At 48.6% G+C, this 24526-nt stretch carries 22 protein-coding genes; 9 read left to right on the top strand and 13 right to left on the bottom strand.

The annotated features are described in order from the left end of the window. Window positions 1-103: 103 nt before the first annotated feature. On the top strand, window positions 104-1285 hold the full coding sequence (locus tag KQY15_RS14290; RefSeq protein WP_217670325.1) for a YbfB/YjiJ family MFS transporter: 1182 nt from the start codon (window positions 104-106) through the stop codon (window positions 1283-1285). A 19-nt stretch (window positions 1286-1304) separates the two neighbouring features. Here the strand turns inward: KQY15_RS14290 and mnmE are convergent, their stop codons facing one another. The 5 genes from mnmE to rpmH form a co-directional block, all read right to left on the bottom strand. After that, window positions 1305-2678 carry a tRNA uridine-5-carboxymethylaminomethyl(34) synthesis GTPase MnmE gene (mnmE, locus tag KQY15_RS14285; protein WP_217670324.1) on the bottom strand — a complete coding sequence of 458 codons (1374 nt, stop codon included), beginning with the start codon at window positions 2676-2678 and terminating at the stop codon, window positions 1305-1307. A 201-nt stretch (window positions 2679-2879) separates the two neighbouring features. After that, the gene (yidC, locus tag KQY15_RS14280) at window positions 2880-4544 is read right to left on the bottom strand and encodes a membrane protein insertase YidC (protein ID WP_217670322.1); all 1665 of its coding nucleotides are present in this window, start codon (window positions 4542-4544) and stop codon (window positions 2880-2882) included. Between the two features lie 3 nt (window positions 4545-4547). Then, a complete protein-coding gene (gene yidD / locus KQY15_RS14275) occupies window positions 4548-4811 on the bottom strand; it encodes a membrane protein insertion efficiency factor YidD (RefSeq protein ID WP_217670320.1) in 264 nt (87 codons plus the stop codon). Next, on the bottom strand, window positions 4766-5134 hold the full coding sequence (gene rnpA / locus KQY15_RS14270; protein WP_217670318.1) for a ribonuclease P protein component: 369 nt from the start codon (window positions 5132-5134) through the stop codon (window positions 4766-4768). The genes yidD and rnpA overlap by 46 nt, the downstream gene beginning before the upstream one ends. Window positions 5135-5152: 18 nt before the next feature. Next, on the bottom strand, window positions 5153-5290 hold the full coding sequence (gene rpmH / locus KQY15_RS14265) for a 50S ribosomal protein L34 (RefSeq protein WP_083923053.1): 138 nt from the start codon (window positions 5288-5290) through the stop codon (window positions 5153-5155). A 452-nt stretch (window positions 5291-5742) separates the two neighbouring features. Between rpmH and dnaA the strand changes: the two genes are divergently transcribed. The 8 genes from dnaA (at window position 5743) to KQY15_RS14225 (ending at window position 15923) form a co-directional block, all read left to right on the top strand. Beyond that, entirely contained in the window at window positions 5743-7122 is a 1380-nt protein-coding gene (gene dnaA, locus KQY15_RS14260) for a chromosomal replication initiator protein DnaA (protein WP_217670316.1), read from the top strand. Between the two features lie 38 nt (window positions 7123-7160). Further along, window positions 7161-8264 (top strand): DNA polymerase III subunit beta, encoded by a 1104-nt coding sequence (gene dnaN, locus KQY15_RS14255; protein ID WP_217670314.1) that lies wholly within the window; start codon window positions 7161-7163, stop codon window positions 8262-8264. Between the two features lie 3 nt (window positions 8265-8267). After that, entirely contained in the window at window positions 8268-9386 is a 1119-nt protein-coding gene (recF, locus tag KQY15_RS14250; protein WP_217670312.1) for a DNA replication/repair protein RecF, read from the top strand. Beyond that, window positions 9370-11787, top strand: coding sequence for a DNA topoisomerase (ATP-hydrolyzing) subunit B (gene gyrB, locus KQY15_RS14245; protein ID WP_217670310.1), 2418 nt, complete (start codon window positions 9370-9372; stop codon window positions 11785-11787). The genes recF and gyrB overlap by 17 nt, the downstream gene beginning before the upstream one ends. 64 nt (window positions 11788-11851) lie before the next feature. Continuing rightward, window positions 11852-12778: a glycine--tRNA ligase subunit alpha gene (gene glyQ / locus KQY15_RS14240; protein ID WP_217670308.1), complete on the top strand. Its 927-nt coding sequence runs from the start codon at window positions 11852-11854 to the stop codon at window positions 12776-12778. Continuing rightward, window positions 12775-14832: a glycine--tRNA ligase subunit beta gene (gene glyS / locus KQY15_RS14235; RefSeq protein ID WP_217670306.1), complete on the top strand. Its 2058-nt coding sequence runs from the start codon at window positions 12775-12777 to the stop codon at window positions 14830-14832. The genes glyQ and glyS overlap by 4 nt, the downstream gene beginning before the upstream one ends. Before the next feature lie 163 nt (window positions 14833-14995). Beyond that, window positions 14996-15523: an RNA polymerase sigma factor gene (locus tag KQY15_RS14230; RefSeq protein WP_217670304.1), complete on the top strand. Its 528-nt coding sequence runs from the start codon at window positions 14996-14998 to the stop codon at window positions 15521-15523. 40 nt (window positions 15524-15563) lie between these two features. After that, window positions 15564-15923 carry a DUF6768 family protein gene (locus KQY15_RS14225; protein WP_217670303.1) on the top strand — a complete coding sequence of 120 codons (360 nt, stop codon included), beginning with the start codon at window positions 15564-15566 and terminating at the stop codon, window positions 15921-15923. On the opposite strand, the gene KQY15_RS14220 is transcribed toward KQY15_RS14225, so the two are convergent. The 8 genes from KQY15_RS14220 to fadB all read right to left on the bottom strand — a co-directional run bounded on the left by KQY15_RS14220 (window position 15920) and on the right by fadB (window position 24452). Then, complete coding sequence (locus tag KQY15_RS14220) at window positions 15920-16978, bottom strand: GGDEF domain-containing protein (protein WP_217670301.1); 1059 nt, start codon at window positions 16976-16978, stop codon at window positions 15920-15922. The genes KQY15_RS14225 and KQY15_RS14220 overlap by 4 nt on opposite strands. Window positions 16979-17078: 100 nt before the next feature. Next, the gene (locus tag KQY15_RS14215; protein WP_217670299.1) at window positions 17079-17495 is read right to left on the bottom strand and encodes a TonB family protein; all 417 of its coding nucleotides are present in this window, start codon (window positions 17493-17495) and stop codon (window positions 17079-17081) included. Window positions 17496-17720: 225 nt separating this feature from the next. Then, window positions 17721-19304 carry an amidohydrolase family protein gene (locus KQY15_RS14210; protein WP_217670297.1) on the bottom strand — a complete coding sequence of 528 codons (1584 nt, stop codon included), beginning with the start codon at window positions 19302-19304 and terminating at the stop codon, window positions 17721-17723. A gap of 87 nt (window positions 19305-19391) precedes the next feature. Next, window positions 19392-19886 (bottom strand): GAF domain-containing protein, encoded by a 495-nt coding sequence (locus KQY15_RS14205; RefSeq protein ID WP_217670295.1) that lies wholly within the window; start codon window positions 19884-19886, stop codon window positions 19392-19394. Between the two features lie 94 nt (window positions 19887-19980). Then, window positions 19981-20406 (bottom strand): hypothetical protein, encoded by a 426-nt coding sequence (locus KQY15_RS14200; protein ID WP_217670286.1) that lies wholly within the window; start codon window positions 20404-20406, stop codon window positions 19981-19983. 167 nt (window positions 20407-20573) lie between these two features. After that, complete coding sequence (gene tusA, locus KQY15_RS14195; RefSeq protein WP_217670284.1) at window positions 20574-20822, bottom strand: sulfurtransferase TusA; 249 nt, start codon at window positions 20820-20822, stop codon at window positions 20574-20576. A 296-nt stretch (window positions 20823-21118) separates the two neighbouring features. Beyond that, window positions 21119-22282: an acetyl-CoA C-acyltransferase FadA gene (fadA, locus tag KQY15_RS14190; RefSeq protein ID WP_217670282.1), complete on the bottom strand. Its 1164-nt coding sequence runs from the start codon at window positions 22280-22282 to the stop codon at window positions 21119-21121. Between the two features lie 16 nt (window positions 22283-22298). Then, window positions 22299-24452 carry a fatty acid oxidation complex subunit alpha FadB gene (gene fadB / locus KQY15_RS14185; protein ID WP_217670280.1) on the bottom strand — a complete coding sequence of 718 codons (2154 nt, stop codon included), beginning with the start codon at window positions 24450-24452 and terminating at the stop codon, window positions 22299-22301. Between the last annotated feature and the right edge of the window lie 74 nt (window positions 24453-24526).

Below are 24526 nucleotides of genomic sequence, written 5' to 3'. Positions count from 1 at the left end.
CCTTTCCTACTAAGGCCGCATATCGCGGCCTTTTTTTCTGGGCTAAGCTGGGGTTTTGCATACAGGCTATGCCAGTCTGATCAGCTAATTGCAGGAGTATCAGTTGCCACAACGCTATTTTGTCTTGTTAGCCGGGTTTTTTAGTCAGTTACTTTGTTTGGGTGTGGCCCGCTTTGCCTATACGCCGCTACTGCCGCTGATGCAGCAGCAAACTATCCTGACTGATAGCAGTGGCGGTATGCTGGCAGCTGTTAACTATCTAGGCTATATGACCGGCGCGCTGTTGGCAGCCAATCTGACTAACCTTACACTAAAAGATAGCCTGTACCGGCTAGGTCTGCTGCTTGCTGTGATAAGCACATTGGGTATGGCACTCACCGAGAACGCCTATCTGTGGTCATTCTGGCGCTTTGTGGCAGGTTTAAGCAGTGCCGGCTCAATGTTAATTGCCTCCGGCCTGATTATGCACTGGCTGCTAAGCCATAAGCAACGCGCTGAACTGGGTATTCACTTTGCAGGGCTGGGCCTGGGTATTGCGCTTGCTGCAGTGTTGGTAGAACTAATGCTAAAACTGCACCTGGACTGGCGCACCCAGTGGCAATACTTCACCATGCTGGCGGTGCTGCTGGCTATTCCGGCCTGGCGTTGGTTGCCACGCCCTGCCAGCGTTGCCGCTGCCGCAAGTGACCGCGCAGCTGATACTCCACCGTCTAAACGCTTTTACCGTCTGCTGTTGGCCAGCTATTTTTGTGCCGGTTACGGTTATGTGATTAGTGCCACTTTTATCGTTACCATAGTAGAGCGAATGCCGGGCTTAAGCGGCAGCGGTAATCTGAGTTTTATTATACTGGGCTTAGCTGCTGCACCGGCGGTATTGCTATGGGACTTTATTGCCCGCAAAACCGGCTACCTGAAAGCCATTATGCTGGCGCTGGTGGCGCAAATGCTGGCGATTTTACTGCCGCTGCTGGTGAGTTCATTGGCGGTAGTGCTACTCAGTGCAGCGCTATTTGGCGCCACTTTTATCGGGGTAGTGAGTTTAGTGCTAACGATGGCAGGGCGCTTATACCCCAGTAAGCCGGCGAAACTAATGGGCAAAATGACCTTAGCCTACGGCAGTGCCCAGGTTATCGCACCCGCCCTCACGGGTTATCTCGCAGAAGTAAGTGGTTACTATACTATCGGTTTATACTTGGCGGCCGGTTTTGTAGGCCTGGGTGCCTTGTTGATAGCGGTATTGATTGTTACCGACCAAACCGCACAGCAGCTGGATGCGGTAAAATAGCTGGCTAGCTGCAACAAGGTTACTTGCCGATACAGAATGAGCTGAAAATCCGGCCCAGTAAATCATCACTGCTAAATTCGCCGGTAATTTCATTTAAGTGCTGCTGGGTTAGCCGCAGCTCTTCAGCCAGAATTTCACCGGCGATATAGCTGTGCAGCTGCTCCTGGCCAATGGCAAGGTGTTCGGCGGCGCGATCGAGCGCATCTAAATGGCGGCGACGGGCCAGGAAGCTGCCTTCGGTGCTGGCGTCAAAGCCGATACATTGTTTTAAATGCTCGCGCAGCGCATCGATACCGGCGCCGGTTTTAGCCGATATCCGATACACCGGTATATCATTACTGTTATGTGGACTGCTCGTGGTATTGGTTTCGCCGGTAATATCAGCCTTATTGCGAATAACGGTAACGCCTAAGCTTTCAGGCAGGCGATCAATAAAATCGGGCCAGATAGAATGCGGATCGGTGGCATCTGTGGTGGTGCCATCAACCATAAACAGTACCCGATCGGCCTGTTTAATTTCCTGCCAGGCGCGTTCGATGCCGATTTGTTCTACCTGATCGGTTGCTTCGCGCAGTCCGGCGGTATCAATAATATGCAGCGGCATACCATCAATATGGATATGCTCGCGCAGCACATCGCGGGTAGTACCGGCTATCTCGGTAACAATAGCCGCTTCGCGGCCGGCTAAGGCGTTTAACAGGCTGGATTTACCGGCATTGGGCCGGCCGGCTATCACCACTTTCATGCCTTCTCGCAGAATACTGCCTTGTGCCGCCTGTTTTTTAACGGTGGCAAGGTAGTCGATAATCTCGGCTAAGTCGGCCGCCACTTTGCCATCAGACAAAAAGTCAATTTCCTCATCGGGGAAGTCTATGGCGGCTTCGACGTACATCCGCAGGTAAATCACTTTTTCCACCAGCTCGTGAATACGACGCGAGAACTCACCCTGTAGTGATTGCATAGCACTGCGGGCGGCTTGTTCACTACTGGCATCAATTAAGTCGGCAATGGCTTCAGCCTGAGCTAAGTCGAGCTTGTCGTTTAAAAATGCCCGTTCAGAGAATTCGCCGGGACGGGCTATCCGCACGTTAGGTACAGCCAGCACTTGTTTTAGCAGCATATCGAGCAGCACCGGGCCACCGTGGCCCTGCAGTTCGAGCACGTCTTCGCCGGTAAAAGAATTTGGGCCCGGGAAGTACAGAGCGATGCCTTGATCTAATACCTTGCTGTCGGTATCAAAAAACGGCAGATATTCAGCAGTGCGTGGCTTAGGCAGCTTATGCAGGATGGCCTGCGCTACCGCTTTACTATCAGGGCCGGAAATACGGATAATACCCACACCGGCGCGGCCGGGGGCGGTGGCTAAAGCGGCGATGGTGTCGGTACTAAACATAGTTGCTCTCTTAATGGAAAAAGCCTGTCGCATAATGCTGACAGGCTAATTTTTACATCTGGCCGGAGCCGGGAAATTCCAGCTTCGCCGTCTTCGACAGCACGTCGCTTCTTTTTTGAAACAACGATGCTGTCTCAGCCTGCGCGGCATCCTTGCCGCTGCTACGCAAGAACGCCTGACTCCAGCCTGTCGGTATTGTTGTCAGGCTTTCTTGGTATGTAAGCCTTTCTTTTCCATACCTTTGTAGATATACAGCATCTGTGCCAGTGAAATAAGGTTACTTACCAACCAGTATAATACCAGACCACTTGGGAACCAGATAAAGAACACTGAGAACGCAACCGGCATCCACATCATAATTTTTTGCTGTAGCGGGTCAGTAACCTGCATTGGGGTCAGTTTTTGCATGGCAAACATACTGATCCCGAACAGTACCGGCAGAATGTAGTACGGGTCTTTAGTCGATAAATCGGTGATCCACAGCATGAAGGGTGCGTGGCGTAACTCGACGCTTTCAACAAATACCCAGTACAGCGCCAGGAAAATTGGCATTTGTACCAGCATTGGTAAACAGCCACCCATTGGGTTAACTTTTTCTTTGCGGTACAGCTCCATCATTGCCGGGCCCATTTTCTGGCGATCATCCTTGTAGCGGGCCTGCAGTTCTTCAATTTTGGGCTTTAAGTTGCGCATTTTGGCCATAGATTCATATTGAATCTTAGTCAGCGGATACATCACACCTTTTACGATGATCGTGATAATAATGATCGCCAGACCCCAATTGATAACGAAGCTTTGAATTGTGGTCAGTAGCCAGAACAGGGGCTGCGAAATAAACCACAGAAAGCCGTAATCAACCGTTAAATCCAGGCCATTTGCAAGCTCGGCTAATTTGTCCTGTTGTTTCGGGCCGGCATAAAAGGTACTGCCCACAACCGTGCTTGCGCCCGGTTGCAGTTCAATCACGTCGCTGCGGGTACCAATAACACCTTTGCTACCGGAAACCATACTGTACAGGCGCTGGGATGTGGTTTGATCAGGGACCCAGGCTGCAACAAAGTAGTGCTCGAGCATCGCAACCCAGCCACCGGTTGTGTTAATGGCCAGATTTTTCTTGGCCATATCATCAAAGTCGTACTTTTCGTAACGTTCTTCACTGGTGCCGTAAGCTGCGCCACGGTAGATTGGCATCATCATGCTGCTGCTTTCGCCGTTATCAATATTTTGCACCAGGTGCCGATAAGGCTGAACGCGTTTGCTGACATCGCTTTGGTTTTCAATAAAATACTCTACCCGGACATCATATTGACCGCGACTGAAGATAAAACGCTTTTCTATTTGCAGGCCATTAAAGTTGGTGACCAGTGGCACCACCAGTTCATCATTGCCTTCAGCAAGCTGATACTGTTGCTGGGCAAATTGATAGGGCTGCCGGTTATTAGTTTGATCATCCGGGCCGTCTGCGCCAATCAGGCCAGACTGGGCGGTGTACTCAAAACCAGGCAGCTTGCGCATCAGCACATAGGGCTGGTCGCTGTCCTTGGTTAAATCATATTCGGGTAACGTTACCCCAACGATATCACCACGACTGGTATCAATCTGTACATTTAATACGTCGGTTGCCACTGACACCAGCTGAGCTGACGGTGTAGTCGGGGCAGTTACCTGACTTGGTGCATCATCACCAGTCAGCCGTATATCACCATTACTGCCGGTAGTGCTACTGCCCGGCGTGATATTCTGCGTCTGTTCAACAGAAGTGGGGGCGGCTATCGGCTTTGGGCCATAATCTTTTTGCCATTCCTGCCAGAGGAAAAAACTGACGATTGCCAGGGCAATTACTAAAAAACTGCGTTGTGAATCCATGGGTTAGCTTTTCTCATTATGCTTATCAGGAACGGGATCATCACCGCCCTTATTTAAGGGGTGACATTTTAATATGCGTTTGCCTGCTAACCAAGCACCTTTTACCGCACCAAAGCGTTCGATAGCAGTAATGGCATAATGTGAACAGGTTGGGTTGAAGCGGCAGTGTGGCCCCAGCAGCGGACTTAATACCAGCTGATAGCCTCTGACCAGTGTTAACATCAGCTTGATTGTAAAGCGATGTACTGGCGAGCGATTTTGCTCCATAGCCGTTCCAGTTGTTTCAACAGTTCACTATTCGGGGTGTTACTGATATCACCCTTTACCATTAATACCAGATCGACGCCGGGCAACTGGTGTTGATGCAAACGAAAGCTGTCACGCACACAACGTTTTATACGATTGCGTTGCACGGCCAATTTAACACGTTTTTTAGCGATAGTAAGGCCTAATCGCGGATGAACAAGCTGATTTGGTTTTGCAAGAATGGTAAACAGGGGAGAAGCAACCCGAAATGGGTGTTGGAATACATTGTCGAATTGACTGGGAGTTAACAGGCGTAACTCCCGGCCGAAGTTCAGGCTGACCACGCAGCGCTTAACAGCCGATTACGCTGATAAACGCTGACGGCCCTTAGCACGACGACGCGCTAAAACCTGACGACCATTTTTAGTGGCCATACGTGCACGGAAACCGTGGTTACGCTTGCGTTTTAATACGCTTGGTTGAAACGTTCTTTTACTCATAATTTCATCCGTCCGGTCGAAATATTTACTAAGATTACCTGTGTTTTAGCAAATACACCAAAACGCAGCTGACAAAAATGAGCGCGAATTTTAAGTAGTTCGGGCCCTAAAGTCAATGCGATCCTCACTTTTATTCTGATCTGATCAATGCTGCAGCAACAGTTTTGCCAAGCCATTTAAAAAGTTTTCCACAGGGTGGCTGATCTTACTGAATAAAGTGTGGGTTATTTATTTCTTAGGTCAGAAAGTACAGCTTCAATTAATCGGTATTATCAAATCGAATAAGGCAGAAATATCTATTTAAAACATGAAGATATTGTTTTTTTTCTTGGATAAGGTTTTTTTTTGAAAAGTCAATATTGAACTTGTGGATAAGATCGTACGATAATGGCCAACTTGCGTTATGACACCAGCCTTATTTTATAATTTTAACCAGGGCTTCAGGAGAAACGGTGTATCAATCTGTTTGGCAAAATTGTTTACAGGCATTGCAGGCGGAACTTCCTGCTCAGCATTTCAGCATGTGGATCCGGCCGTTACAGGCAGACAGCTCTTCTGATTCGCTGATCCTGTATGCGCCAAACCGCTTTGTACTGGATTGGGTCCGCGAGAAATACTTAAACCGGATCCTTGAACTGATCCAGGATTACTGTGGTGATGATGCTCCCCGCTTAAAGTTTGATGTTGGTAACAGTCAGCAGCAAACAAAGCGGCCAGCGGGTAACGGACATTTGCCCCAACCCGAGCAAAGTGGCAATAATGCCAGCCCAGCGCCTCGAGAAGCCGCCGAACCTGCACCTAAAACCATTGTTCGCAGTAATGTGCGGGCCAATTATACCTTTACCAACTTTGTAGAAGGTAAGTCGAACCAGTTAGCACGGGCGGCGGCCAGTCAGGTTGCCGACAATCCAGGCACTGCTTATAACCCGCTGTTTATTTATGGTGGCACTGGTTTGGGTAAAACTCACCTGCTGCATGCAGTGGGTAACGGTATTCTGGCAAAAAAACCCGATGCTAAAGTTATCTACATGCATTCTGAACGTTTTGTCCAGGATATGGTAAAAGCTTTACAAAACAATGCAATAGAAGAGTTTAAGCGCTACTATCGCTCAGTGGATGCGTTGCTTATTGATGATATTCAGTTTTTTGCCAATAAAGAGCGGTCACAGGAAGAGTTCTTTCATACCTTTAATGCCTTGCTTGAAGGCAACCAGCAAATCATTTTAACCAGTGATCGTTATCCGAAAGAAATTGATGGTGTGGAAGACCGCCTGAAATCCCGTTTTGGCTGGGGCTTAACGATTGCCATTGAACCACCGGAACTTGAAACCCGGGTCGCTATTCTGATGCGTAAAGCTCAGGAAAACCAAATACGACTGCCAGAAGAGGTCGCCTTTTTTGTGGCGAAACGGCTGCGTTCTAATGTGCGCGAATTGGAAGGTGCGTTAAACCGGGTTATTGCCAATGCGAATTTTACCGGTAGGCCAATTACCATTGATTTTGTTCGTGAAGCCCTAAGAGACTTACTGGCGTTGCAGGACAAACTGGTTACCATTGAAAACATCCAGAAAACGGTAGCAGAGTATTATAAAATCCGGGTGGCAGATTTACTGTCGAAACGTCGCTCGCGCTCCGTCGCCCGGCCGCGGCAAATGGCGATGGCATTATCGAAAGAGCTTACCAACCATAGCTTACCGGAAATTGGTGACGCTTTTGGTGGTCGCGATCACACAACGGTATTACACGCTTGTCGCAAAATTGAATCTTTAAAAGAAGAAACCCACGAAATTAAAGAGGATTTTCAAAACCTCATTCGCACGTTGTCTTCATAGCCGGTTATAACAGGGTCATCCTAACTTAGGGTTAAGCTATGCAATTTGTTATCAACAGAGACGCCTTACTCAAGCCACTGCAAATGGTATCGGGCGCCATCGAACGCCGTCACACTTTACCCATTTTATCTAACGTATTACTTGAAGTCAGTGAGCAACAACTGGCACTGACCGGTACCGATTTAGAAGTTGAGCTGGTTGCTACCACCGATGCGGTGCAGGTACAGCAGGTTGGCCGGGTTACCGTACCAGCAAAAAAACTGCTGGATATTTGCCGTAGTTTACCGGAAAACAGTGATATAAAAGTGGTATTGCAGGCTGAGAGTTGCATTTTAACCTGCGGTAAAACCAAGTTTACCTTGTCAACGTTAAGTGCTGCAGAATACCCTAATCTGGAAAGCTGGCAGGGCGAAGTTGATATCAGTATCAGCCGGCAACAATTGCGCAAGTTATTAGATGATACGGCCTTTTCAATGGCTAACCAGGACGTACGTTATTATTTAAATGGATTATTATTTGAAGTTGATAACGGCAGCCTGACAGCCGTCGGTACTGACGGCCACCGTCTGGCGCTAAGCAAATTGGCGCTGCCAGGCCTGAATTTGCAGCAGAAGCAAATTATTATCCCGCGCAAGGGTGTACTGGAAATTATGCGCTTGCTGGCCAATGACGAGCAACTTATTGAGCTGAGTCTTGGTCAAAATCATATCCGGTTATCTGATCAGGGCTTTACTTTTAGCAGCAAGCTGATTGATGGCCGCTTTCCTGATTACCGGCGGGTGTTGCCACGAAACAGCACTAAGTTGGTGACAGCACATCGTCCGGTATTAAAAGATGCCTGTACCCGGGCCTCTATTTTGTCAAATGAGAAGTATCGCGGTGTGCGTTTTACCCTGAGCAATGACGAACTGCAAATTATGGCAAATAACCCTGAGCATGAACAAGCAGAAGAGGTTATTGAAGTTGAATATCAGGGCGAGCCATTGGAGATTGGTTTTAACGTAGGCTACATGCTAGATGTGTTAAATACCCTGAATACTGACCTGGTTATTTTGCATTTAAATGATGCTAACTCCAGCACCTTGATTGAAGGGGTTGGGAATGAAGGCGCGTCTTATGTAGTAATGCCGATGCGTTTGTAACATATGGCTTTACAGTCTTTGCAACTTAGCCAGTTCCGTAATATTTCGGCGCTGGCTATAACTGCCCACCCAGAATTTAATCTTATTTACGGAGAGAATGGCAGCGGCAAAACCAGTTTGCTTGAAGCAATCTATTATCTTGCGCACGGCCGCTCTTTTCGCAGCAGGGTGCATCAACGTCTGATTAAAGACGACACTGAGCAATTTACCTTACACGCTAAAGTCAGCAACAATCAGCAAAGTTACAGTTTGGGCTTGCAACGTAGTCGAAGTTCAGAATTGCTGCTGCGGTTAAACGGTGCTAACGTGCAACGTTTGGCTGAATTTGCTGAATTGCTACCGGTGCAATTACTAACACCTGACAGTTTCCGTTTATTTTTTGGCGGACCAAAAGAGCGGCGACAGTTTTTTGATATGGGCGTGTTCCACGTGGAACCAGGTTTTTTCCCGGTATGGTTACAATTTAACCGGGTATTGAAGCAACGCAATGCGTTACTTAAGCAACGTCGTCGTTATGACGATGAATTTGCGTACTGGGACCAGCAATTTGCAAACCTGGCCTGGCAACTGCAAGCACAGCGACACAAATACGTGCAACAGCTAGCTGAGTCGTACAATTTGCTGGTGGAAAACAACGCATTGTTAGCCGACATCAGTATGCAGCTACAAAGTGGTTGGCCTGAGCGGATTAATAGCGAACAGGCGTTACTGGAATTACTGCAACAAAATTTTGAACAGGATAGTCGACAGGGATTCAGTCAGTACGGACCTCAGAAAGCCGATTTGAAGTTAAAAAAAGCGCAGTTGAACGTGGAAGAAGTATTATCCCGTGGCCAGCTAAAAGTGTTATTATTTGCACTTAAAATCGCCCAGAACAATGTAATCAGCAATAGTGGTAGCAAACAGCCATTGTTATTGATTGATGATTTGGCGTCGGAACTGGATGTCAGTTCCACCCAAGTTGTTTTTGAGTATTTAACCCAGATTAATTCACAGGTATTTATTACTGCAATTAATGCTGATCAGGTTTCACCCTATATTGCTGCACAGCGCAGCAAAATGTTTCACGTGGAACACGGTCAGATAACAGCACGGACAGATGAAGATGGCCGAACAACATAATTACGATTCCTCAAGTATTAAAGTATTAAAAGGGCTGGATGCCGTTCGTAAAAGACCAGGCATGTACATCGGCGACACCGACGACGGCACAGGTTTGCACCACATGGTGTTTGAGGTGGTTGATAACTCAATTGACGAAACACTGGCAGGCTATTGCACTGATATCTGGGTAACTATCCATAGTGATGGTTCTGTGTCTGTGCGTGATAATGGCCGTGGCGTACCAACTGAAATGCACGAAGAGGGCGTATCAGCTGCTGAAGTTATTATGACGGTACTGCACGCTGGTGGTAAGTTCGACGAAAACTCTTATAAAGTGTCAGGTGGCCTGCACGGTGTTGGTGTCTCTGTAGTTAATGCTTTATCTGACAAACTGGAATTGACCATCCGGCGCAAAGGGCAGGTACACAGCCAGATTTATCATTTGGGTGTGCCTCAGGCACCGTTATCTGTTATCGGCGAAACCGACGATACCGGTACTGCTATCCGCTTCTGGCCAAGCCCTACCGTGTTCAGCGACATCGACTACCACTATGATATTCTGGCAAAACGACTGCGTGAGCTATCTTTTCTGAATTCAGGCGTCAGTATTATTCTGACTGATGAGCGCAATGATAAAAAAGACCACTTTAAATATGAAGGTGGCATTGAAGCCTTTGTGCAGTACTTAAATCGTAGTAAAACCAGTATTCACCCTAAAGCTTTCTATTTCTCTGATCAGCGGGATGATGGTATTTCAGTTGAAGTTGCTATGCAGTGGAATGATAGTTATCAGGAAAGCGTGTTCTGCTATACCAACAACATTCCGCAACGTGACGGTGGTACCCATTTAGCCGGTTTTCGTGGCGCCTTAACCCGGGTACTGAATAACTACATTGAGCAGGAAGGCTACGCCAAAAAAATGAAGGTGCAGGCCTCCGGTGATGATGCCCGGGAAGGCTTAACTGCGGTGGTCAGTGTAAAAGTACCGGATCCGAAATTCAGCTCGCAAACCAAAGATAAACTGGTTTCCAGCGAAGTGCGGTCGGCAGTCGAAGGTGTAATGGCCGAAAAACTGAACGAATACTTATTGGAAAGTCCGGGCGATGCCAAAATCATTGTCGGCAAAATTGTTGATGCTGCCCGGGCACGTGAAGCCGCCCGTAAAGCGCGGGAAATGACCCGTCGCAAAGGGGCGCTTGATATCGCAGGTTTGCCAGGAAAGCTGGCAGACTGTCAGGAAAAAGACCCTGCCTTATCTGAACTTTACATTGTAGAGGGTGACTCTGCGGGTGGTTCTGCCAAGCAGGGCCGTAACCGTAAAAATCAGGCTATTTTGCCACTTAAAGGTAAAATTCTGAACGTAGAAAAAGCCCGCTTTGACAAAATGTTATCATCGCAGGAAGTGGGTACCCTAATCACCGCGCTTGGCTGTGGCATTGGCCGTGAAGAATATAATCCAGATAAAACCCGCTATCATAGTATCGTATTAATGACCGATGCTGACGTCGACGGCTCACACATTCGCACCTTGTTACTAACCTTTTTCTACCGGCAAATGCCGGAACTGATTGAACGAGGCTATATTTATATTGCGCAGCCACCACTGTTTAAAGTGAAAAAAGGTAAGCAGGAACAATATATTAAAGATGAGCCATCGCTGGTTGAGTACTTAACCACCCTGGCACTGGATGAAGCGAGTTTACACGTTAATGCTGATGCACCAGGGATTAGTGGTGAGCACCTGGAAAAACTGGTGCGGTTGTATCACAAAGTTACCGCTATTATTGACCGCTTAAGTCGGAAAATTCCTTATAACCTGCTTAACGAGCTTATCTACGTTACCGGTCTGAGCCCGGAAAACGTGAAGGATAAAACCGTAGTTGAAGCCTGGGTGAAAACCCTGGCCAAACGGCTGGACGAGAAAGAGGGGGATGGTTCCAGCTATAAGTATGACGTGCTGGAAGATCGCGAGCGCCACTTATTCCAGCCTAAAGTGATTATCCGTCAGCACGGTATTGATAACGAATATGCACTGCATTACGACTTTATTACCTCGCGCGACTATCAGAATATTGTTGCCTTAGGTGATGAAATTCGCGACCTGATAGAAGAAGGCGGTTATGTGCGCCGTGGTGAAAAAGTTAAGCCTGTTGAAAGCTTTTTGGAAGCACTAAACTGGTTAATGGCTGAATCAAAGCGTGGTCTATACATTCAACGTTATAAAGGACTGGGCGAAATGAACCCGGATCAGCTGTGGGAAACTACGATGGACCCACAGAATCGCCGGATGCTGCAGGTTACTATTGAAGATGCGGTAGGTGCCGATCAGCTGTTTGCCACCTTAATGGGTGACCATGTAGAGCCACGGCGTGCCTTTATTGAAGAGAACGCGCTGTACGTTGCCAACTTAGACGTATAGTTTTTTTACCAGATAACAAGACAGGGGCTGCGGCCCCTCAGTCATTTTAGCGAGTTAGCAGCGCATGCATAAATATGATATTAAAACCTTTCAGGGCCTGATCTTAGCCCTGCAGGATTACTGGGCGCGTCAGGGCTGTGTTATTGTCCAGCCGCTGGATTTAGAAGTGGGTGCCGGAACTTTCCACCCGATGACCTTTTTACGCTCATTAGGGCCAGAACCAACTAATGTGGCTTATGTCCAGCCATGCCGCCGGCCTACCGATGGCCGTTATGGTGAAAACCCGAACCGGTTGCAGCATTACTATCAGTTTCAGGTAATTTTAAAGCCGTCGCCAGACAATATTCAGGAGCTGTACTTAGGCTCGTTGCGTGAATTAGGCATTGATACCCTGGTGCATGATATCCGCTTTGTAGAAGATAACTGGGAATCGCCAACCCTGGGTGCCTGGGGGCTGGGCTGGGAAGTTTGGTTAAACGGCATGGAAGTAACCCAGTTTACTTATTTCCAGCAGGTAGGAGGGCTGGAATGCCGGCCGGTAACCGGTGAGATTACCTACGGCTTAGAACGCTTAGCGATGTACATTCAGGGTGTCGATTCTATCTATGATTTGGTGTGGACCGACGGTCCGTTAGGCCGGGTAACTTACGGTGACGTGTTCCATCAGAACGAAGTAGAGCAATCTACCTACAATTTTGAGCATGCTGATGTGCCGGCGCTGTTCGCTCAGTTTGACCAGTGTGAGAAAGAAAGCCATTACCTGATAGAACAAGGTCTGGCGTTGCCAGCTTATGAAAAAGTCATGAAAGCCTCCCATGCTTTTAATATGTTAGACGCCCGCCATGCAATTTCGGTCACCGAGCGCCAGCGCTATATCCTGCGGGTGCGTACTTTAGCTAAGGCCTGCGCGGAAGCCTATTTTGCCAGCCGCGAGAAACTTGGCTTTCCGCTATGTAAAAAAGACCAGTCATCACAGCAGGAGGCCAAATGAGCGCTCAGGATTTTCTGGTAGAAATTGGCACCGAAGAGTTACCACCGAAGGCACTGAAAACGCTTGCTACCGCTTTTGCTGATAATATTGCTGCAGAGCTGGCTAAACAAGAGTTAAACCATGACGACATAGTCTGGTACGCCGCACCGCGGCGCTTAGCAGTGCGGGTTAATGGCCTGGCTGCCAGCCAGAGCGACAAAGTTGTCGAGAAGCGCGGCCCGGCTATTGCTGCTGCTTTCGATGCTGATGGTAAGCCAACAAAAGCTGCCCAGGGTTGGGCTGCAGGCTGCGGGATCAGTATTGAGGAGGCTGAGCGACTGGAAACCGATAAAGGTGCCTGGCTGCTGCACAAACAATTGCAAAAGGGCCAGAATACAACTGACTTACTGGCAGACGTGATTAAAACTGCCCTGGCCAAGTTACCGATTGCCCGGCCAATGCGTTGGGGCAACTCAGATGCAGAGTTTATCCGCCCAGTGCATACTATTGTTATGCTATATGGCAATGAGGTCGTGCCTGCCACTATTTTAGGCCGTAGTAGCAGTAATAAGAGCTATGGCCACCGCTTCCATGCACCTGCATTGGTTGAAATTGCCAATGCTGATGCTTATTTGCCCACTTTACAGCAAGCGTATGTGGTGGCTGATTATCAGCAGCGCAAAGCCACTATCGCCCAACAGGTTAAAGCCACAGCAGATAGCTTAAATGCCACAGCCCAAATGGATGATGCTTTGCTGGAAGAAGTGGCCTCTTTGGTGGAATGGCCGGTAATTTTAGTGGGCAGTTTCGAAGAAAGCTTTTTGCAGGTACCTGCTGAACCATTAATTTCAACGATGAAAGATAATCAGAAGTACTTCCCATTGCTGGATAAGCAAGGCAAGTTAATCAATAAGTTTATCTTTGTCACCAATATCGAAAGCAAAGACCCGCAGCAAATTATCAGTGGCAATGAAAAAGTCGTCCGGCCACGGCTGGCTGATGCTGAGTTTTTCTTTAAAACCGACCGTAAAACCAAACTGGAACACCGGCTGGATAGTTTAAAAACGGTGTTGTTCCAGCAGCAACTTGGCACGCTGGCAGAAAAATCAGAGCGCATCAGCAAAGTTGCCGGCTTTATTGCAGCCAAAATCGGCGCCGACCAGGCCGCTGCCGAGCGGGCCGGTTTGCTATCGAAAACCGATTTAATGACCAATATGGTTGGCGAGTTTCCGGAAGTGCAGGGCATTATGGGTATGCACTATGCACGGCTGGATGGTGAAGATGAAGCCGTTGCCCTGGCACTGAACGAGCAGTATATGCCGCGCTTCGCCGGCGATCAGCTACCAAGCAGGCAGGAAGGCGCTTCGGTGGCAATAGCCGATAAGCTGGATACTTTGGTCGGTATTTTTGGCATTGGTCAGACACCAAAAGGTGATAAAGACCCGTTTGCGCTTCGCCGGGCTGCTATAGGCGCACTGCGGATTATGGTTGAAAAGCAACTACCTTTAGATCTGGTAGATATTATTGCCTTTAGCCAGCAGACTTTCGGCAATAAGTTAACTAATGCTAAGGTGGCTGAAGAAGTACTGGACTTTATGCTGGGGCGGTTCCGCGCCTGGTATCAGGACGAAGGCTATTCAGTCGATGTTATTCAGGCGGTTCTGGCGCGCCGGCCAACCAGCCCGAGTGACTTTGACAAGCGGGTAAGCGCCGTGGCCGAATTCAGTAAGCTGGATGCAGCAGCAGCGCTGGCTGCGGCCAATAAGCGAGTGGCTAATATTCTGGCGAAAGTAACTGACGATATACCAGTGCAAGTAAGCACTAACTTACTGCAAGAGTCCGCAGAGCAGGCGCTTTATCAGGCGATTACTGCCGAACATGCATATCAGGCAGAAGGGCACAGCTACCGCGACAGCCTGGCCCATTTAGCCGGTATGCGCAGTGTGATCGACAGCTTTTTTGACCAGGTAATGGTAAATGCTGACGATAACGCAGTGCGTTTTAACCGCCTTGCATTGTTGCAACAGTTACGGGAATTATTCCTTCAAGTGGCCGATATCTCGGTATTACAGTAATAACGAAGCGCCCCGTCAATTAACTAAGCCAGCTTAACCGCTGGCTTTTTTATTTGCCTGATAAGGGAAGTTACCACACTGTCAGAAAAATAAACCTGGCTTAGCGTGAACCTGGTAATACTTAGCGTCGTCTTTTAACGGTAAAACAACATTAAGGGTGAAAATGCAGCAGGCGCAACTTCATTTACTGGTGATGGCCATGCAAGACGGCGACAAACGCGCTTTTGCCTTGTTATATCAGCATTATCATCGTGATTTGCGCCGGTTCGCAGCCTATTTACTGGCTAACCCGGCAGTGGCGGAAGATCTGGTGCAAAACGTCTGGTTGAAAGTAAGCCGGCGAATTACCCGCTTAAATGACCCGGCAGTATTTACCAGCTGGCTATATCGGGCAGTGCGTTGGGAAGTGCTGGATTATCAGAAGCAGGCGGCGAGCCGAAAGCAGCAGTCAATCGATGACGCTGAACCAATATCCGGCCTCGGACCGGATTACGCTCAGCAGCATGCTGATAACAGCGACTTACGTAAAGCACTGGCGATGCTGGCGGCAGATGAACGGTTGGTGTTGCAGTTGCATTATTTGCATGAGCTGGAACTAAGCCAGATCGCGTTAATTGTTGAAATACCCATCGGTACGGTTAAATCACGCTTGCACCGGGCGCGACAGCAGTTGCAACAGCACCTGCAATAGCAAGTGAAATAGTTCTTACAAACACAACGAGGAGTAGCTTATGACCATTGACCACGATATTAAAAAGCAATTAGCGAAGCAGGCAGCTGAGCTGGATAAATTAATGCGGGAAGAGCAGGGGCTTGAAAAAGTATTAGCCTCTGGCTTTAAAGGCGGGTTGGGCAGCATTATGATAATTGCTTATATACTGGCAACCTTACTGGCCGTGGCAATTTTTTATTGCGGCTTCCATTTTTTTACCGCAGAGCCGGAACAACAACTATTCTGGGGCGTGCTACTACTACTGGCATTCCAGGCACAGGTCGGTACTAAAATGTGGATATGGATGGAAACCAACCGTAGCTCCACATTGCGTGAACTGAAAAGGCTGGAACTGGCTGTGGCAAAGTTAACCGTTTAGCACACCAGGTTACGGCCGCTATGTTTTGCCAGGTACAATTGCTTATCGGCGTGTTCTATAGCGGCAGCAAGACTGGTGCTGTCGTTGCAACCTGCAACCCCAAAGCTGGCACTCACCGGCAGTGCCAGTTTGCCAAGTTGTAGCGGGTGATCCAGCAAAGCCTGGCGTATTTTCTCAGCAACCAGCATGGCGTCGTCAGTATTGGTTTTAGGCAGAAAAAACAGAAACTCTTCGCCGCCTATCCTACAGGCAATATCCTGCTGTCGCAGATTACGTCGAAATAAATTGGCGAGGTGGCGTAAAACAGCATCACCTGCGGCATGGCCATGTTGGTCGTTCAGTTGTTTAAAGTGGTCAATATCGCAAATAATAACTGCCATCGGCAGAAAGGCGTCAGCTTGCTGTTGCAAATTAATGTTCAGCGATGAATCAATAAACCTGCGGTTAAGTAATAAGGTTAGCGGGTCAGTATTGGCCTGTACTTCTTTACTCTGTTGCAGTAAGTCCATCGCTTCATGACTACGCTCCCGGTAGTGATCGTTAATCCAGCAGACAATAATGACGATAAGCAGTGATGCAATAAACCGGCTGGCCTCGGCTTCTTTATAGTCAGCCAAAATAAGGTCCGGTATGAATAGCATTACCCCCAGTACAGTTAGTAGTAATGCATTGCTTAACAGCGCTTTCTTTACTCCAAGTAAGCCAAACAGAATAGCCGGGAAAGGGAACACCCAGTAAAGGGCGGTATTATTAAAGCCACCCTGATATACCAGGGCAAGTACAAAAAAACCGACCAGCACAGCTTCAATATTACAAGCCAGGTTTAAATTGCCAGACCAGCGGAAGTAACTGATATTAATAAGAAAGGTAGCGCCAGTGCCAAACAAGATCACAGGCAGTAAGGCAATTTCACCACCGAGGTTTTTAAAACCATAGATAAACATGACAACAGAGGTAATATAACTGACAAAAGATAAAATATAACGCCGGCGTCTGGCATCAATTTTTTCAGCTTGCTGAGCACTATCCTTGTTAAGAGTTACCTGCAACAGCACTACCCCCTTTTTTATTCATCCTAGCATACAAAGGTAGTACTGTAGCAATAACAACATTAGTAATGCCCTGCGTCAGATGTAGATAATCACGTCAGCCGGGCTATTTACTCAGGGTTTGGGCCAGATGCGACCTGAGACTGAAGTCAATTGTTACTACGACATTCTGATTGGCAGAGTCAGTAGCTGCGGGTTGGTATTTCCAGCGTGCCAATGCCCTTATTGCTTCCTGTTCGAACACCCGCTTGGGTTTTGCTTCAATAACTTGAATGTTGCTGGTTGAGCCATCAGCCTCAACATTAAACTGTAATTCAACAAAGCCCTGTACGCCATCAGAAGCAGCCTGCACCGGATAGCGGGGTTCTGCCCGCTCCAGAATAACAGGCTCATCTGGCACTGAGACAGGGGTTGTTGCATAAGCGGCTTGCTGCCATAGCAGCGCTGTACTGAACAACGGCACTAACAGGACTGCAGCAGGGAATTTGTAACGATGGGAGGATTTATTCTTTAGCGATTCCATAGCAGGTCAGGCTCCATATAGTCATTTTGGTAATTTTGCACAACGTAAATACGCAAGGCGGGCACACCAGTTAAAACGGCGAGCCAGTACCTTGTATTTGAAACAAAATTATTGCATTTCAATTAATAAAAAGGAGTGTAAAAGATGAGCATGAACTGTAAATGAATAAAGAGCGGGCAAATGCAAAAGGGCGCAGCCTGCCCTTCTGCATACATAGTTTAAGACTTACGGTTTGGTTTCCTGTTGCTTTGCCAGCGCAACCAAATTCCGCACATCAGCCAGCAGTAGCTGCGCGTCATACACGATGCCGTCTTTAATGGTGTAACGCACGCCCTGGGTACGCACAGCCTGATTGTCTGTATTTAGCCGGTAGTGGCCGGTACCATATAATACTTTAAAATTTGCCAGCGGGTTTTCAGCAACGATAACTAAATCGGCTTTTTTACCCGGCACAACGCTGCCAATATCCTGCTCCAGCCCAAGGGCGAGAGCGCCATTAAGGGTGGCAGCCTGAACCACTTCCAGCGCATTAAAACCCGCTTCGCGCAGCAGCTCCAGCTCCTGAACAAAGGCAAAGCCGTATATTTTATAGATATAACCGGCATCGGAGCCGACGGTGATCCGGCCACCATGGTTTTTATAGTCATTTAAAAACTGCATCCAAATCCGGTAGTTTTCCCGCCAGGCAATTTCATGGTCAGTGGTCCAGTCAAACCAGTAAGAACCATGGGCATAGCGGCTGGGGGTAAAAAATTTAGTCAGCGTCGGCAGGGTATACTGCTGGTGCCACTCGGCGTTGCGCTGTGCTGCGGCATCGCGGCTGGCCTCGTAAATAGTAAGAGTGGGGTTAATGGTAAAATCGAGCGCAATTAACTCATCGCGCACTGCATTCCACTTCTCTGAACCTGGTTTGGCAGCCTGACGCCACAATTCGCCTGCGGCGCCAAAACGGTCCTGTTCATTCTGGTAATTATAATTTGCCGGATAATTCTGAATAGTCTGACCGGTGAACAATGCTTCTGGCAAACCATACCAATGTTCCATTGAGCCTAAACCCATTCGCGCACTGTCCAGTACATTGGTACGGGCGACATTCAGCTGGGCGTGGTGCATCATGGTACCCAGTTGTTGTTTATTTGCTTCCTCCAGCGCAGCGGCAATAATACCCGGGGTGGCACCAAAAAATTTAATACCGGCTGCACCGGCCTTTTTAATATCGCGCACCCATTTGCGGGCCTGCTCCGGGTTAAACACCGCTTGCGCCAAGCCCTGACCAAAACCGACATAAGGCACAATTCGTGGTGCCACTATCTGGTTCTCTGCCGAGGCTTTCACATGTTTCAAGGTCCAGGCCAGGCCATTAAAACTACCGGGTTCCCGCACCGTGGTAATGCCATGTGCCAACCAGAGTTTAAACACGTACTCAGCCGGAATACCATTAGCAGAGCCACCAATGTGGCCATGCATATCAATAAAACCGGGCAAAATATACATACCGCTGACATCCATTTCGGTGTCACCGTCTTTTGCAACCGGCCGGCCGCCGGCCAGCACCGGTACATCGGGGTAACCGACAACGGTAACCTGACTGATCCGGTCGTTTTCAATGACAATATCCACCGGGCCAATAGCGGGCGCGCCTTCACCACTGATTAAGATGCCGCCGCGTAAAATTAACCGTTTATAGGGGCCGTCCCCTTCACCTTGAATGCGCTCAGGCGCAGATGGTGTACGTTCAGGGGTATTTGCTAACACAGGCAAACAACTGGTGCTGATAAACAGCAATAAGATGCTAGACAGCAGGCGCATGGTAAGTCCTTTCAGATTATACAGGGGGCATGGGCACCAGTGTGCCAAGGCTTTAGCTACGGCGCCAGTGCAACGCGGCAAAACGCCTTAACTAAAGCGTGAACGGTAAATATCAGCTACCGCCACGACAAAGGCTACCTCTTCCTCCGTCCAGCGTTTAATAACCGCTGTTTGTTCACAACAGATGATACCGGTCGCTTTGTCACCGTGATAAATAGGTACATCGAGTAACGATTTAATATTAAAAGGTTTTAAAAACAGCTCGGCGAGATCTTTGGTGGCAGGGTCTTTCAGGGCATCGACCGCCCGGATAACTTTCTTCTGATCCAGCGCGGCAAAATAACCCGGAAAGCTCCAGCGATCGACCAGCAAGGCTTCCTGGGAAAAGCCATTGTCTTTATCCAGCAGCAACTGGCAGCGCAGTAAGTCATGGTCAACAAACTGCCACAGCCCGACCTGCTGGATTTTCAGCCCGTCTAAACAGCATCGCAGCAAATGCTCGCGGGCTTCGTTTTCATTGATCTCAGGGTTGTAAATAGCGCTGTGAAGCTCATCAAGTTTGGCTGAAAACTGCGATGTCATAGTCGTGCGTTGTCCAGAACAGAAAGAGGGTAATCACAACCATAGCAAAAGGAGTGAGTGCTGCCACTGCAATTAGCAATTTGCAACAAAGAACTTAGCTTTTTAAACTGGTCACTATTTGCGTTTGTGGTAAATGGTTTTGCAGCCACAGTAAAAACGGCTGGTATTGTTGCAGCGGAAACTTATAGCGCACATGCAGGTTAGCGTTAAGTTTGAAATCAACGTAAGCCAGTTGGTCCTGCTGATATAGATTGAGCTCTTTCACATCACTGACTTTGGCTCTTTCCATTGCCACTTGCAGCCAGGTGCCATCAGTAGAGAACAGCTTTTGAATATCTTTGCTAAAGACGAACTCACCCTTATTTGCCGGGGTTATACTTAAGGTGATTAGAATGTCGGTAATAAGCAGTATCAGCGCCGCGCCAGCGGTATACCAGTTAAACCACCACAGCAGAAACATTAACACCAGCAGCACTAAAGCTTTTACCGGCACTGAGTCTTTAATTAAAGGCCATAACATAACATGCTACTCCATAGCATTAACTCACACAGCAACGGTATAAAACCGAGGTTTTTAAGTCAAACGGCGCTTTGCAAGCGATTGTAACAAAGGGTGTAAGAGGGGAATTGGTACGATGCAATTGTGGCTCAATAATTAATTCAAAATGTTGTGCCATTTGAAAGTTGTTAGCTACTTACCTTTTTCACCACATACCGATAAGGCAGCTTAGCTGTATCACTCGCTAGTAACTCATGATCCATAAAACGGCAGAATGCTGGGATATCACGGGTGGTGGCCGGGTCATCGGCGATAATCAGTAAGGTTTCACCGACCTGCATTTTACGCATTTGCAGCCGCACCATCATTACCGGCTCGGGGCAGCGCATGCCTAAGGCGTCCAGGGTTTGGGTGGCGCTGTTAAAATGCGGGTTCATGGTTACTCCGATAATCTTATTTCAAAACCTAACTTATTCAGCAAACGGATTGTGTACTATCAAGTATAAATTGTAGTGGGCTATTATCGCTAAGCTAAGGCGATGGTTGGAACCCCACTTGCGCAGACACAGAGTGTCTGAGGGTTTGCGTCAGCAAAGCCGAGTTGCTGTGGCGAGCACAGTGGGTGTTGCAACCTACAGCCGTTACCTGAATAGCAAACAACAAAAAAAGGGCCGTAAAAACGGCCCTTATTCTATGCGATTGTGCTGGTTGCTACCAGCCTGTTGCTGTCAGCTTATGGCCTCTCAAAAACAGTCGCGATACCCTGACCTAAGCCAATACACATGGTAGCCAGGCCAAATTTTCCGCCTTTATCTTCCATAACGTTGATTAAGGTAGTGCTGATCCGTGAACCAGAGCAGCCCAGCGGGTGGCCAAGCGCAATGGCGCCGCCGTTCAGGTTTACTTTTTGATCTTTTACTTCCATTAAGCCTAGGTCTTTCATTACCGGTAACGCCTGCGCTGCGAATGCTTCATTAAGCTCAGCGAAGTCGATATCGTTAATAGACAAACCGGCCATTTTCAGCGCCTTTTTCGAGGCCGGCACCGGGCCGTAACCCATAATTGACGGGTCGCAACCGGCCACGCCCATACCACGCACATAAGCACGAATAGGTAAGCCCAGTTCTTTGGCTTTTTCTTCACTCATTACCAGCATGCCAGAGGCACCGTCAGATAACGCTGACGAGGTACCGGCTGTTACCGTGCCGTTAGCCGGGTCGAATACCGGCCGTAACTGGCCTAGAGCTTCTACTGTGGTTTCCGGACGAATAACTTCATCGTAATCCATCAGTTTTAACACGCCATCAGCGTCGTGGCCTTCGGTTGGGATAATTTCATTTTTAAAGCGGCCTTGCTCACTGGCTTCCTGCGCTAACCGGTGCGAGCGGGCGCCGAATTCGTCCTGCTGCTCACGGCTGATGCCGTGCATTTTGCCCAGCAGTTCAGCCGTAAGGCCCATCATGCCAGCCGCTTTGGCAATTGACGTAGACAAGCCCGGGTGAAAATCGACACCGTGGTTCATTGGCACATGGCCCATATGCTCTACGCCACCAATTAAATACACTTCACCCATACCGGTCTGAATTGCGCGAACTGCATCATGCAGCGCCTGCATCGACGAGCCGCATAAGCGGTTAACGGTAACGGCAGGCACCGAATGCGGAATGCCGGCTAACAGCGAAGCGTTACGCGCCACGTTAAAGCCCTGCTCCAGGGTTTGCTGGACACAGCCCCAGATAATATCGTCGATATCACTGGGGTTTAACGCCGGGTTGCGCTCCAGCAATGACGCCATAACATGGGCAGATAGCTGCTCAGCACGAACATTACGGTACATACCATTTTTTGAGCGTCCCATCGGGGTACGGATACAATCTACAATAACTGCATTTTTCATTATTCTGCTCCTGCGCTTAAACCGGGAAAAAACGCTGGCCATTGTCGGCCATAGCGCGGGTTTTATCTGTAACCTGATAAATTTCGCCTAAGTGGGCGTATTTATCGGCCAGGGCGACAAAGTTAGTTAAACCGATGGTGTCGACATAACGCAGCGGGCCGCCACGGAACGGCGGGAAACCCAGGCCGAAAATCAGGCCCATATCGGCTTCGGCAGCGGTTTGTACGATGCCTTCTTCTAAACAGCGAATCGTTTCGTTGATCATCGGCACCATAACCCGGGCGATAATCTCATCCGGGCTGAATTCTTTTTTATCTTCAGCAATGCCAGTCAGTAACTCGACACTTTTCGGGTCGATATCTTTTTTCGGTTTGCCTTTGGCATCTTTACTGTAAGCATAGAAACCCACGCCATTCTTCTGGCCGTAGCGATCAGCTTTGTACATGGCAGCAACCGGGTCGTTATCCAGCTTCGCCATCCGGCTTGGGAAGCCCTCAGCCATCACGTCAGTACAATGGAAAGCAGTATCTAATCCGACGACATCCAGTAAGTAAGCCGGGCCCATCGGCCAGCCAAATTGCTTTTCCATTACCTTATCAACCTGGGCAAAGTCGGCGCCGTCCAGCACCAGTTTGCTGAAACCGGCAAAGTAGGGGAACAGCACCCGGTTAACAAAGAAGCCGGGACAGTCGTTGACCACTATCGGCGATTTGCCCATTTTCGCAGCGTATGCCACTACCGCAGCGACCGTTTCATCGCTGGTGTGCTCGCCGCGAATAACTTCTACCAGCGGCATCCGGTGTACCGGGTTAAAGAAGTGCATACCACAGAAGTTTTGTGGTCGGCTTAAATTTTTCGCCAGGGCGTTAATTGAAATGGTCGAGGTATTTGACGTTAATATAGCGTCGTCGCTGATTAAGCCTTCCACTTCTTTTAACACTGCACCTTTAATTTTCGGGTTTTCTACTACCGCTTCAACCACGATATCAACGTCTTTTACCATGTCGTTGCTAAGGGTAGGGGTAATACTGGCGATCACTTTAGCCATGCCCGCGACATCGAGCTTTTTGCGCTCAACTTGTTTGCTCAGCAGCTTAGTCGCTTCGCCCATGCCCAGCGCCAGCGCTTTATCAGCGATGTCTTTCATTACCACTGGTACGCCTTTTAATGCTGACTGATAGGCAATGCCACCACCCATAATACCAGCACCCAATACGGCGGCCTTTTTAATGGTTTTGGTGGCCACTTTGCCAGCCTTTTTCGCTTTGCCTTTTATCAGCTGGTCATTTAAAAACAGGCCAACCTGAGCAGTTGCTGCATCGGTTTTTGCCAGCTTGGCGAAGCCAGCGTTTTCCAGCGCCATGGCGCCGGCGCGGTCCAGGGTTGCTGCAGCTTCAATAGTTTGTACTGCAGCCATTGGCGCTGGGTAATGCTTACCGGCGCTGGCAAATACCATTCCCTTAGCGGTGCTGAAGCTCATGGTGGCTTCAGTTTTGTTCAGTTTTAACGGCTGCAGCTTAACAGCGCGTCTTTTCTGCCAGTTTAAACTACCGGCAATGGCGTCTTCTAATACGCTAAGTGCAGCAGCTTCCAGTTTTTCCGGTGCGACTACAGCATCAATTAAACCGGCTTTCTGGGCTTGCTCAGCGCTATGGTCTTTACCAGTGGTTATCCACTCCATCGCATTATCGGCACCAATAATCCGCGGCAGGCGCACTGTACCGCCAAAGCCGGGCATTAAACCCAGTTTTACTTCCGGTAAGCCAATCCGGGTACTGGTGTCAGCAACCCGGTAGTCACACGCCAGGGTCCATTCACAACCACCACCTAAGGCAAAACCCTTTATGGCTACCACGGTCGGAACCGGCAGGTCTTCACATAAATCAAAAATATCAGAGGCTTGTTTAATCCACGGTACCAGTTCTGCTTCCGGACGCTGGAAAGTACTTAAGAATTCGGTGATATCCGCGCCAACAATAAAGGTGTCTTTGCTACTGGTAAAGATCACACCTTTCAGGTTACTGTCAGCGTGCAGCTTGTCTAAAGCTGTCTTACAATCAGTCAGGGTCTGTTGATCAAATTTATTGACAGAGCCTGCGGCAGCAAAGGTAAACCGGGCGATACCAGGTTTAATATATTCAACACTGATAGTGTCACTCTGGTAGATCATAAAAATGCTCCTTGGTCGCGTTGTAGGGTGATTGTCGCAACTGGTACGATGAGGTTAACAGGTTCAGTGTGTCG

The sequence above is a fragment of the Arsukibacterium indicum genome, assembly GCF_019100565.1.
In the GTDB taxonomy this organism is placed as follows: Bacteria; Pseudomonadota; Gammaproteobacteria; order Enterobacterales; family Alteromonadaceae; genus Alishewanella; species Alishewanella indicum.
Note: the sequence above shows the minus strand (reverse complement) of the source record. Positions and strands in the feature narration are given on the sequence as shown.

Bases quoted from the DNA above. Each gene is read 5' to 3' on its own strand.
- mnmE (WP_217670324.1), bottom strand. From the start codon at position 2,678: ATGTTTAGTACCGACACCATCGCCGCTTTAGCCACCGCCCCCGGCCGC.
- yidC (WP_217670322.1), bottom strand. From the start codon at position 4,544: ATGGATTCACAACGCAGTTTTTTAGTAATTGCCCTGGCAATCGTCAGT.
- yidD (WP_217670320.1), bottom strand. From the start codon at position 4,811: ATGGAGCAAAATCGCTCGCCAGTACATCGCTTTACAATCAAGCTGATG.
- rpmH (WP_083923053.1), bottom strand. From the start codon at position 5,290: ATGAGTAAAAGAACGTTTCAACCAAGCGTATTAAAACGCAAGCGTAAC.
- dnaN (WP_217670314.1), top strand. From the start codon at position 7,161: ATGCAATTTGTTATCAACAGAGACGCCTTACTCAAGCCACTGCAAATG.
- recF (WP_217670312.1), top strand. From the start codon at position 8,268: ATGGCTTTACAGTCTTTGCAACTTAGCCAGTTCCGTAATATTTCGGCG.
- gyrB (WP_217670310.1), top strand. From the start codon at position 9,370: ATGGCCGAACAACATAATTACGATTCCTCAAGTATTAAAGTATTAAAA.
- glyQ (WP_217670308.1), top strand. From the start codon at position 11,852: ATGCATAAATATGATATTAAAACCTTTCAGGGCCTGATCTTAGCCCTG.
- glyS (WP_217670306.1), top strand. From the start codon at position 12,775: ATGAGCGCTCAGGATTTTCTGGTAGAAATTGGCACCGAAGAGTTACCA.
- KQY15_RS14230 (WP_217670304.1), top strand. From the start codon at position 14,996: ATGCAGCAGGCGCAACTTCATTTACTGGTGATGGCCATGCAAGACGGC.
- KQY15_RS14225 (WP_217670303.1), top strand. From the start codon at position 15,564: ATGACCATTGACCACGATATTAAAAAGCAATTAGCGAAGCAGGCAGCT.
- KQY15_RS14215 (WP_217670299.1), bottom strand. From the start codon at position 17,495: ATGGAATCGCTAAAGAATAAATCCTCCCATCGTTACAAATTCCCTGCT.
- KQY15_RS14210 (WP_217670297.1), bottom strand. From the start codon at position 19,304: ATGCGCCTGCTGTCTAGCATCTTATTGCTGTTTATCAGCACCAGTTGT.
- KQY15_RS14205 (WP_217670295.1), bottom strand. From the start codon at position 19,886: ATGACATCGCAGTTTTCAGCCAAACTTGATGAGCTTCACAGCGCTATT.
- KQY15_RS14200 (WP_217670286.1), bottom strand. From the start codon at position 20,406: ATGTTATGGCCTTTAATTAAAGACTCAGTGCCGGTAAAAGCTTTAGTG.
- tusA (WP_217670284.1), bottom strand. From the start codon at position 20,822: ATGAACCCGCATTTTAACAGCGCCACCCAAACCCTGGACGCCTTAGGC.
- fadA (WP_217670282.1), bottom strand. From the start codon at position 22,282: ATGAAAAATGCAGTTATTGTAGATTGTATCCGTACCCCGATGGGACGC.
- fadB (WP_217670280.1), bottom strand. From the start codon at position 24,452: ATGATCTACCAGAGTGACACTATCAGTGTTGAATATATTAAACCTGGT.